This is a genomic window from Caldithrix sp. (assembly GCF_056497305.1).
Genome location: NZ_JBSMDE010000007.1, coordinates 1 through 11,734, shown reverse-complemented (window position 1 = coordinate 11,734; position 11,734 = coordinate 1). Strand labels below are relative to the sequence as shown.

General features: G+C 43.0%; 7 protein-coding genes. 3 read left to right on the top strand and 4 right to left on the bottom strand.

Annotation, left to right across the window (positions count from 1 at the left end; all coding sequences use genetic code 11):
- Positions 1–2,018: endopeptidase La (gene lon / locus ACWB0I_RS00770; protein ID WP_479386118.1), on the bottom strand; the 2,018-nt coding region annotated here is incomplete at its 3' end.
- A 299-nt stretch (positions 2,019–2,317) separates the two neighbouring features.
- Between lon and glgP the strand changes: the two genes are divergently transcribed.
- Positions 2,318–4,861 (top strand): alpha-glucan family phosphorylase, encoded by a 2,544-nt coding sequence (gene glgP, locus ACWB0I_RS00765; protein WP_479386117.1) that lies wholly within the window; start codon positions 2,318–2,320, stop codon positions 4,859–4,861.
- A gap of 947 nt (positions 4,862–5,808) precedes the next feature.
- Here the strand turns inward: glgP and rsgA are convergent.
- The 3 genes from rsgA to ACWB0I_RS00750 form a co-directional block, all read right to left on the bottom strand.
- Positions 5,809–6,612 (bottom strand): ribosome small subunit-dependent GTPase A, encoded by an 804-nt coding sequence (rsgA, locus tag ACWB0I_RS00760; protein ID WP_479386116.1) that lies wholly within the window; start codon positions 6,610–6,612, stop codon positions 5,809–5,811.
- Positions 6,613–6,657: 45 nt separating this feature from the next.
- Positions 6,658–7,977, bottom strand: coding sequence for a thymidine phosphorylase (locus ACWB0I_RS00755; RefSeq protein ID WP_479386115.1), 1,320 nt, complete (start codon positions 7,975–7,977; stop codon positions 6,658–6,660).
- Positions 7,978–8,286: 309 nt separating this feature from the next.
- Entirely contained in the window at positions 8,287–8,676 is a 390-nt protein-coding gene (locus ACWB0I_RS00750; protein WP_479386114.1) for a DUF1841 family protein, read from the bottom strand.
- Positions 8,677–9,474: 798 nt separating this feature from the next.
- On the opposite strand from ACWB0I_RS00750, the gene ACWB0I_RS00745 reads away from it, so the two are divergent.
- Both ACWB0I_RS00745 and ACWB0I_RS00740 read left to right on the top strand, forming a co-directional pair.
- On the top strand, positions 9,475–10,611 hold the full coding sequence (locus ACWB0I_RS00745; protein ID WP_479386113.1) for a hypothetical protein: 1,137 nt from the start codon (positions 9,475–9,477) through the stop codon (positions 10,609–10,611).
- Positions 10,612–10,630: 19 nt separating this feature from the next.
- Positions 10,631–11,473 (top strand): glycerophosphodiester phosphodiesterase, encoded by an 843-nt coding sequence (locus ACWB0I_RS00740; RefSeq protein WP_479386112.1) that lies wholly within the window; start codon positions 10,631–10,633, stop codon positions 11,471–11,473.
- Positions 11,474–11,734 lie beyond the last annotated feature (261 nt).

Below are 11,734 nucleotides of genomic sequence, written 5' to 3'. Positions count from 1 at the left end.
GCCGGCACGTGAATGTGCGTATCATATTTTTCGTAAAAGCCGTCTTCAATGCCATATTTTTCGGCATTCGAGCGCAAATAACTCATGGCCGCGCTGGCCGATTCTTTCATGACTTCGCCCAGTTTGCCGGTCAGCTGCAGCTGACCTTTGCCCTTCATTTTGGTGGCTTCAATGAATAGAATATCGCCGCCCACCGGCGTCCAGGCCAGGCCCGTGGCTACACCTGGTCGCGAGACGCGTTCTGCCACTTCCGAATAGAAGCGCTCCGGCCCCAGGTACTTTTCCACCAATTTAGGCGTAATGCGCCGTTTTTTAACCTTACCCTCAACAATCTCCTTGGCCACGCCGCGCACAATGGCCGCAATTTCCCGCTCCAGGTTACGTACGCCCGCCTCGCGCGTGTAGCGGTTAATAATCTTCAAAATGGCATTGCGCGTAAAAGTGATCTGCTTTTCCGTTAAACCATGATTCTTAAGCTGTTTGGGAATCAAATACTGCTCCGCAATGCGCAGCTTCTCTTCATCGATGTAGCCGTTAATTTCAATCACTTCCATACGATCCAGCAGGGCCGGCGGAATGGTATCGATCATATTGGCCGTGGCAATGAACATCACTTTGGACAGATCAAACGGCACCTCCAGATAGTGATCGGTAAACGAATAGTTTTGCTCCGGATCGAGCACTTCTAACAAGGCGGATGAAGGATCGCCGCGAAAATCCATGCCCAGCTTGTCGATCTCATCGAGCATGATCACCGGATTATTGGAGCCGACCTTTTTAATTTCCTGAATAATGCGTCCGGGCAGGGCGCCCACATAGGTTCTGCGGTGCCCGCGGATTTCCGCCTCGTCCCGCACGCCGCCCAGCGACATGCGTGAAAACTTACGATTTAAGGCGCGCGCAATGGAGCGTCCCAGGCTGGTTTTGCCCACCCCTGGCGGGCCCACAAAGCAGAGGATGGGGCCTTTCATATCCGATTTTAACTGCCGCACGGCCAGATATTCCAGAATACGCTTTTTGACCTTTTCCAGACCGTAGTGGTCTTCGTTCAATATTCTTTCAGCCTCTTTAACATTTAAGCGATCGCGCGTGCTCTTTTTCCAGGGCATTTCCATCAGCCAGTCCAGATAGGTGCGCGTTACGGTGTACTCGCTGGCCATGGGCGACATTTTAGCCAGACGGTTCAATTCTTTTTCGGCCACCTTGCGCACCTCGGCCGGCATCTTCAGTTTGGCCAGCTTTTCGCGCAGTTCTTCAATTTCCGTCCCCTCGTCTTCGTATTCGCCCAGTTCCTTTTTAATGGCTTTAAGCTGCTCGCGCAAAAAATACTGGCGCTGAGTTTTATTCAGCTCGCCCTGCACGTCGTTTTGAATTTTATTGCCCAGCTCCAGAATCTGCAGTTCCTTATTAATCAGGTAATTGACCTTTTTCAGCCGTTCTTTGACATTCTGAATTTCAAGGACCTGCTGTTTTTCGGAAACGCTAAAATTAATCTGGGCAGCCACCAGGTCGGCCAGTTTGTGCGGCTCTTCCGTGTTTAAAATCATCACCCGATGCTCATTGGTCAGGTAAGGAATGTAATCCACCACTTTCTGAAAGACATTTTTGATGTTGTTCACCAGCGCTTCCACTTCCATATCCGTTACGAATTCATCGGGCATTTGCTGGATTTTCGCCATGAAAAAGGGTTCGCTTTGCGTCATCTCCACCAGACGAAAACGGTACAATCCCTGCACAATAATCTGCTCGCTGCCGTCGGGCATTTTGAATTTTTTGAGGATCATAGCCGCCGTGCCCCAGGTGTACAGGTCATCCACGGTGGGGTCTTCGATTCGACCGTCTCGCTGGGCAATTAAGCCAATTACTTTTGAGCCCTCGTCAAGATGATTAAGCAAAGCCAGCGATTTTTCGCGTCCCACAGCCAGTGGAATGACCTGATGCGGAAAAACCACCGTATTGCGCAATGGCATGATGGGTAATGTTTCCAGAGTTTCAGGAATTATTTTGATTTCTGACACCACAATTCTCCTATCTTTATTTTATTCGCCAATTAATTTACAACTATCATGCCACAATTAAAAGTTTTAACGCTTAACTATTTTAAAAACCGACAATTAAACAAAATATCCGGCAATGATCTGTAATTGCTTGCCTGCTAAGGGCTGTCAAATAGCTGGATTTCTTATGCCAATCTGTCAAACAATGCCATATTAACAGCGGGCCAATCCCGCATTTTAAATTTGCAGAATTTAATTCCATTTGCTATTTTGCGCATCAGTAACTCAAAACAGAGTGTATAGATTGAGGAGAAGATGGTATGACCAATCGCAGAGCACTGCCAGGCAACTTACAGCCACTGGAGGAATTGAGTCAAAATCTCTGGTTTAGCTGGAATTATGAAGCTATTGAGCTGTTTAAAACGATAGATGAAAAACTCTGGGAAGACAGCGGCCACAATCCGGTCGCCCTTTTGCAGGATGTTTCTGACCAGCGTTTACAGGCTTTAAGTGGCGATCAGACTTTCAACAAAAGATTAAGCACCATTCACCAGAAATTTCAAAACTATTTGCAAAGCCAGGCCACCGCCTATGAAAAACAATTCCCTGGACTGCAAAATAAATTGATTGCCTATTTTTCTGCCGAATTTGGCATTCATGAATCACTCCCCAACTATTCCGGGGGACTGGGCATTCTGGCAGGTGATCACCTTAAATCGGCCAGCGACCTTGGCCTGCCTCTGGTGGGCGTGGGCTTATTTTACAAATACGCCTACTTTAATCAGCAGCTTGATGAACACGGCAATCAAATCGAATTATACGACGCACTGGATCCGCAGCGTCTGGCCTTAAAGCTGGTGACCGATTCTGCCGGTCGGCCAATTAGAATCTCTGTCTTTTTAAAAGACCACGAAGTCTTGGCGCAGATCTGGCAGGCCGACGTGGGACGCGTGAAGCTTTATTTACTGGACAGCAATGTTCCGGAAAACGCCCCGGCGGACCAGGAAATCACCAGCACGCTCTACGGCGGCGATCGCGAAATGCGCATCCGCCAGGAGATCATTTTAGGAATCGGCGGCATTCGGGCCTTACGGGCTATGGGCTACGACCCCACGGTCATTCACATGAACGAAGGCCATTCCGCTTTTTCGGGTCTGGAACGTGTACGGGAATTAATGGATCAGGGCTTAACCTTTGCCGAAGCCTTACAAATGGTCCGCAATTCTGCGCTGTTTACCACTCACACGCCCATCCCGGCCGGCAATGAAGCGTTCGAATTTGATCTGATGCGCACTTATTTCAAACCATTCTGGGAAAATATAGGCCTTGATGAAAAACAATTTTTTGATCTGGGCCGCAACATCAACGAACACCGACACGAAAACTTCTCTTTAACGGTATTGGCTCTGAATCTCTCCAGCATGGCTAACGGCGTTAGCGCCATTCACGGACGCGTTTCACGTGCCATGTGGAAACACATCTTCCCGGGCATCCCCGAAAGTGAAATTCCCATCGGCCACATAACCAACGGGATTCACACCGAAACCTGGCTGCATCCCCTGATGATTCAGATGTTCGAAAAATACCTGGGCAAGGACTGGCGTGAAAACATCCGCAACGCCGACTACTGGCAAAAGATTGACGATGTTCCAGATTCTGTGTTCTGGCAAACCATGCAGGAGATGCGCAAAGAAATGGCCGACTACCTGCGCGCCGAATATCAAAAACGGCTGGAACGATTTGCAAACGCCGAGCACCACTTCCCCGCTCCCGATGCCATTCTGGATCCGGACATTTTGACCATCGGATTTGCACGCAGATTTGCCCCCTACAAACGGGCCACTTTAATCTTTAAAGATCCGGAAAGATTAAAGAACATTTTAAACGATCCCCAGCGACCGGTGCAGATTATTTTCGCCGGCAAGGCCCATCCGCACAACGATGCCGGTAAAGAATTGATTCGTACCATCAATCGTTTTGCACAGGAAGAGGGCTACCGCGGCAAGATCGTGGTTGTGGAAGGTTATTCGATGGCCATCTCCCGCGCCATGGTTTCCGGAAGCGATGTTTGGTTGAACAATCCGCGCCGCCCGCTAGAAGCCAGCGGAACGTCCGGTCAGAAAGTGCCGATAAACGGCGGAATCAATTTGTCCATTATCGACGGCTGGTGGCCGGAAGCTTTTAACGGTAAAAACGGCTGGGCCATTGGCGACGATATTGAATTTACCGACCCCGAAAGACAGGATCAGCATGATAGTCAGTCGCTGTACGAACTGCTGGAAAAAGAGGTCGTGCCCAATTTTTATGATCGCGATGAGAACGGCGTGCCTTTACGCTGGGTAAAAATGGCAAAAGAATCGCTAAAAACCATCATTCACCAGTTTAGTACGCACCGCATGGTGTGGGAATACATCGAAAAATATTACGTGCCAGGCATGAAGCAGGCGGAAAAACTGTCGCGCAACCAGTTCAGCTTACTGAAAGAACACGTGCGCTGGTATAAAAATATTAGCGCCAAATGGCCAACCATTCAATTTACCATGCTTGCCAACGGGGCCGAAAACAGAATTTTTAGCGCCGGTGAAGAACGCGATATTCACGTGATTATTCAACTGGATGGCCTTAAACCGGAAGAAGTTTTGGTTGAATTGGTCCTGGAACGCCAGGATGCTCTACAAAGCCATCAGAATATGGAGATCGTAGTTTTACCCTTAGAAAAAGAGCTGGGCAACGGGCGCTATCAGTACGGAAAAAAAGTGCAGGCCCGATCGGATGGCGCTTATCGTTTTTCCTGCCGCGTCTTGCCACTTAACGATCACTTACTGCACAAACACGACACGCGCCTCATCAAGTGGCTGGATTAAACAGATAGGCCGCCTGGAAGGCATTGCTGTTTTCTGTAAAAAGGAAAAATCATTTCGCGATTCTTTCAGAAAGGTTTGAGTGTTTAGGTGTCCATGGCTGCCTTAGAATACTTTCTTTGTAAGATATTGCCCATTAGCGTGCGAAAATTTTTGTGCTGTGTGAGGTAGTAAAAAAAAAGGTTGAGTTGTTGAATTGTTTAATTGTTGAATGGCCTGTCCGGCTGGATAGCCGTCCAGACCTGTCAGGCTGGTGCTGCCAGACTGGCCTGTCAGGCTGCGCCTTGCCAGACTGGCCTGTCAGGCTGCGCCAGCCAGACGGGCCTCTCCCCGAGAATCGGGATTTCCGCTGCGCTCCAACCGTTTGGGCCTTGTTCGTTCTTATATTTTAGTCCCTTCTCTTCTAAAACCTGGAAAAGGGGGAGTTCAGTCTACCAGTGTAAGGGATTCTTCTTCCCGCTAAAGCGGGATCAGAATAACACTCAACACCATTTAACTATTCAACCATTCAACTAATTAACTATTACACTCTTAACTCTTACACACATACACTTTTCCAGGCTAAGGGAAAAGTGTTTCTGACAGGTAAGGTCTCTTTAAATAATGAAAGGGATTTTTCGTCATACCGACAGGTCGGAAGGACGAGAAATGACATGTCGACACCGGCCTCACTGCTTGTCATTTCGACCGATGCACGGAGCGGAGAAAATTTTCTTCATACTTACAAACGTCTCAAGCTGAAGCTCAAGTTACGTCGCGCTTGAAACACTCCAACTTGCATTCGGACGTCCTGAGTACAAAATAATTCGGGATTTATTATTCAAAATCCCTAACTTTGCTGTATTTTCTGTAAACAATTAATGATGACATCCCTGCTGCTTCAGGAATGCGAACCCAACTTTTTCTACCTTCTAAAGTTGTTAGTTCACTGTACGGATTCCGTTCTCGTTTCAGTCAAAATTCTTTAGAGATTCAACCAGATTCAAATACGACTCATAGCGCAGGGGATGAATTTCGCCTTTTTTCAACGCCTCTTTTACAGCGCAGTGTTCCTCGGTGATGTGCTGACAATCATTAAATTTACATTGGCCTGAGCGCTCCACAAACTCACGGTAAAAAAGACGGGCTTCGCTGTAGTGAATGTCAATAAAATCCAGCAATTTTAAACCAGGCAGATCTATGACCTGGGTTGTGTCATCCAGCTCGTACACCTTGATGCGCGTGGTGGTGTGGCGTCCTTTTTTGGTGGAAGGGCTGACTTCATTGACATGAATTTTCAGCTCTGGAACCATGACATTAAGCAAACTGCTTTTGCCCACTCCTGAATGCCCGGCCAGGGCAGTCTTATGCCCTTTCAGCGCGCTGAACAGTTCTGGAACGCCTTCTGCTGTGCTGGCCGATGTCAAAAAGACCGGGTAGCCTATGTTTCGGTAAATGGCCGCCATCTCTTCGGCTTCCGTTCGATCCGTTAGCAAATCGACTTTGTTCAGACAGATCAGGGCCTCTATCTGCTCCAATTCAGCCAGAACCAAAAAACGATCTATCAGGCCCGTTTTTAAGGGCGGTTCTACAAAGGAAGAAACAATTAACAACTGATCGATATTCCTGGCTATTTTACGGATAAAGGGAATGTGGCGTGCAATGTATTTGGGCACATCACCGCTGTGAATAATCTCTTTTTTTTGCTCGATGGCTGTTTTAGCTTTTAAAAAATGACGAATACGCTGTTTCTGTTTTCTGGTTAATCGACCCATACTATTGGCTGGCTGTTTTAAGCGTCTGGCCCAAATCTCCGCATTTTAAAAACTATCTTGATCTAAAAATTCGAATATCAATGGTTCCGGCTCCGGTTGAGTCGCCTGATAAGAAACGGCCTGTTGCAAACGCTGCACAGCCGGTTCCAGGGCCGCCTGGCGATCCGTGTAAATGGTCATCACTGCCTGCCCTTTTTCTACGGCTTCACCGGCTTTTTTATGAATGATGATACCGGCCTTAGGATCGATCTGATCGTCTGATTTCTGACGACCGGCGCCTAGCATTACAGCCGTTAAGCCCACTTCCAGAGCATCGATGCGTTTAACGAAACCGCTGGCCTGGGCAGGTACATCCTGACTGAATTTAGGTTTAGGATAGGTTTCTGGTTGCAAAAGGAAATAGGGGTCGCCATTTTGCGCCTTGATGATTTCCAGAAATTTTTGCCGCGCGGCTCCAGATTGCAACAATGCCCGGGCACGTTGTTTCCCTTCTTCAATACTATCGGCTCTCTGACCTAAATAGATCATGGTGCCAGCCAGAGTCACCGTAATCTCTACTAAATCTTCCGGCCCTTGACCATTTAATACGTCCATACTCTCCATAATTTCCAGCCAGTTTCCAACGGCGCGTCCCAGTGGTTGATCCATATTGGTCAGATAGGCCAGGGTTTTAATTCCAAATCGCTCCCCTGTAGCGATCAGTTGTCTGGCCAATTCTTTAGCCTGATCATACTCGCGCATGAAAGCGCCGGAACCGGTTTTAATATCCAGCACCAGGGCATTGATGCCTTCGGCGATCTTTTTACTCATAATGCTGCCCGTAATCAGGGGAATGGATTCAATGGTTGCCGTAACATCACGCAGTGCATAAATCTTTTTATCGGCCGGCACCAGGGTACTGGTCTGGCCAATCAGACAGGCCCCGACCTTTTTAAGAATGGTTTTGAATTCCTCAATTTCAAGATTAACACGAAATTGCGGGATGCTTTCCAGTTTGTCCAGGGTTCCGCCAGTGTGTCCCAAACCGCGCCCTGAAATCATAGGCACTGGAACACCGGCTGCAGCTACAATCGGCGCCAGAGGGATGGATACCTTATCGCCTACCCCACCGGTACTGTGTTTATCGACTTTAACGCCGGGGATTTCGCTTAAATCCACACGCTCCCCGGAATGCAACAGAGCATTGGTGTACACATGGGATTCCTCCGGATTCATTCCTCTAATAAACATGGCCATCAAAAGAGCGGCCATCTGATAATCCGGTATTGTTCCCTGGGTGTACCCACGGATTACAAATTCAATCTCTTCTGCTTCCAGGGGATAACCATCCCGTTTCTTTTTAATGATCTCATACATGCTGAGCATAATCCATCCTCTTGTCATTTTCTAAAAAGGTTAAAACTAATGATTAAATGAAACAAATAAAAATTTTTTGTAAAATAAATAGCTTAATCACCTCGGATTATTGAAAAATGTATTTTACAGGAGGATGTCTTGCCATCTGTCCGTTCGCCTGATTGGACTACGATGGGCAACACAATCGCTTTAGAGCTTTGCTTAAACGGCCAAAAGGCTTCTACAGCACTGTTACCTTGCCTTGGCCATGGATGCTTTAATGAATGATTTAATCGGAATGCCGGACAAAAAGCTACTATTCTAAGTAATAGTAAGCCGTCATCGTTTATTTCTTATTTTTTTAAGCCAGGATTTCTTAGTAAGTTTTCGCAAATCTTTCAAATAGGATTCCATGGGATCCGCTTCAACCGATTCCTGCGGGGAGTGAATTATTTCCGACAAATGATCCAGCAGAACGGTGCCGATTGCATGGATCGCATCATGTCGGTCCAGACCCTGATATTGCAACCGCTCCAGCGCCTCCACCGCATCCGGCAGACCTTCCAGCAACTGATTTTCAATAATTACGTGAATGGTGGCGTGCATGGTCGCATTCTGGATTTCAATACCGGCTTTTTGATGGTATTCCTGAACCACCAAATTTCTTTCCATTTCATTCATAGCGAACCATTCTTTCGGATCCGGAGCGTTTAACGGATTGTATTCCATGGCACCCTCTTCAATATTTTTAAACTTGACAATTTCATGGGTACAATTTAGGGGATCAGAAAGCAAAGCGCAAATGAAAGACGTTGGCATTCATTGATGATTCGGAAACTAAACGAAGACGATGAGGATGTTTAATGGACTGTAGAAGAGATCTCTTTTAAAGGTTTTTTATTTTTCTTAAAAATATTCCAATTCTAATTTTACAAATGTTGGATAAAGTGAATCATGTTCTAACACATCTGACTCAAATATAGATTTAAGCAAAAGCAAGTCATTCACAATAAAGGGATTTGAAGCTTCAGCATAATATTTTGGCGTATTTCTATTTACTATTTTAGAATAAGCCAATTTTTTCCATGGATCCTCCGTTGCATAAGACTCGCCTGCAGTAAGCAAATCGTTAAGGAGGAAAAAGTAACTCCTAAATTTCTAAAGTAAAAAATTTTAACAAAAAAATAGTATTGCCCTGTATTGACTAAGAGAATTATTCCCCCTAAATTTTAGAATACTTCACTTAAAAGATCTAACATTTTAGCGTGCTAAAATTTTTGTGCTGTTTTAAAAACTCATCCCCCAGCCCCTTCTTATTAAAAAAGAGAAGGGGGGCAATTTTGCCGGCACGATAAATTTTTTACTTACATGTTAAATAATTGGTTTTATTTTTTCTTTGCGTACCTTATGACTTCTTTGTGCTCTTTGCGGTTAGTTTTGGTTGCGGCTTTGCTGCCTTAGATGTTTAGGTTGCAATAAAAGATTTAATTAAATATCTTTGAAAAAAATTAACTATAAGGGAGAACTATGTATGAAAATTTAAAAATCTTTCCTGTTACTGAAATTTATGCTCCTGATAATAGATTTAAAAATTTATTATCCATCTGGATATTATTCAGTTTATTACCTTTCATCATGTTTATTTTTACAGCTAAAATTGACGATTCTCTTTTTTTGCAAAACGGATTGGGGCTGCTTGAAGACATTATTTTTTTGACTTATTTTATTTTTATACCTTTAATCTTTTCCCTAGCTATTATTTATCTCCCAAATATAAATGAAGTCATCCATTCATTAAATAGCGTAATAATTTTTCAGTCCAAAGCAAATGATCCGCATTCAAGCCGGTTAACTCATGAGGATTACCATGCTTTGTTAGAAAAATTTCAATTGATTGTTACAGGTGGGGGGAAATATGCGATAATTAAATGGCTGTTTATTCTGGGTGGATTTGCCTGGCTGACAATGAGCTCTATTTCACACTGGAATGCTGTCACCAATTATGGGCAGGATATCTGGTCATCAAAAAATTTTTTAGCCAGCTTTGTTATAAGAACTTTTTATGAAGGAATTGTTTTCGGAATATTATTCCCTTTAGTATTGTATAAATATATTGCCATTTTATATAGTATGAAAAATATTCTACAAGAACTGACTGAGCGGAAAGCATTAAAATTAAGACCAATAAACCCAGATAAGGCTGGTGGGCTTGGTAAAATGGGACAATTTAGTTTAAAGTTGGTATTTTTCCTTCTTCCCCCACTTATTCCTATTTTTGCCTATATCTTCTTTGGAAATGTAAATATTATCTTTTTAGTTGGACTAACATTATATGTTCCTTTATTGATCTTTGCATTTTTTTATCCATTGAGCGGTGCTCATTTTGCAATGAAAAAATTTAAAGAAGAAGAACTTAACAGACTTTCCGAAGAATTTAATAAAATTTATGATGAATTTAACAATAAGATAAAAACCATAAATCTTAATAAATTAAATATCGAATTTGAAATTTTAGAAAAGATTGATTCATTATATAAAAAAGCCGAAAAAATGCCTGTATGGCCATTTGATACGGAAACAATAGCAAAATTCGGATCAATTTTAGCTGCCATCATCACTTCAATTTGGTTAAATTGGCTTTTTGGTAAACTGGTTCAGATGTAAGTTCTAAGAAAGTGATTCAGTGAAAAAACTATTCCTATTTCTTAGTCTGATTATTCTGCTAATATTGATTTCTATATCTGAGTTTAATCCTTTTTGTCAAGATATTTCTGAAAATCATAATTTTACTGTGATAGCCCACCGAGGTGGAGCAAATTTAGCTCCTGAAAATACCATTTCGGCCATTCAAGAAGTATTAAAACATAATATTGAAGAAATTGAAATCGATGTACATTTGACTAAAGATAATATCCCTGTTGTTATTCATGACTATACAATCGATAGAACAACAAATGGATCGGGAAAAATAAGACAAAAAACATATAAAGAATTACTCAGTTATGATGCTGGTTCCTGGTTTAGTGAAAGATATAAAAATGAAATAATCCCTACTCTTGATCAGGTACTTAAAACTATTAACGGTAAATGTAATTTATTGATAGAAATAAAAGGCTCTCTTTCGGATTATCCTGATATCGTTAAAATAGTTAATCAAGTTATAAAATCTAATAACGCCGAATCCTGGTGTTTTATTCATACTTTTAACGATGAAATTTTAAATGAAATTTATTCTCAAAATAAAAATATTAAATTACAAAAATTAATAATTTTATATATCCCATTTTTAGATTTTTATATTGATACAGCTCCCCATTTTAGACTCAATTATGATAATAAAATAAATGCTATAAATATTTATTATAGATTTATTAATAGTTGCATCATTAAGTTTTTTCATTCAAAAGGCATCAAAGTAAACGCCTGGACCGTCAACGATATTCAAAAAATTAGAAAATTAAAAAAAATAGGAGTCGATGGTATTATAACTGATATTCCCGACCAAATTTTAAAAATAGATTATTAGAATACTTCCTTCAAAAGATGTAATGCATTAGCGTGCGAAAATTTTTGTACTGAAGATCCTAACCCCCCGGCCCCCTTCCCTTTTTTTAATAAAGGGAAGGGGAGCAAATTGTTCAGCTTTGTTAAGTTTTCGCCTTATATGTCAATAAATTTAATTTTTTTTTCGAAATCTGTGGGCTCTCTGTGGTTAATTTTGGTTGCGGCTTTGCTGCCTTAGAATACTTCCTTCAAAAAATCTAGTCCCGCCACGGCGGGATGCGGA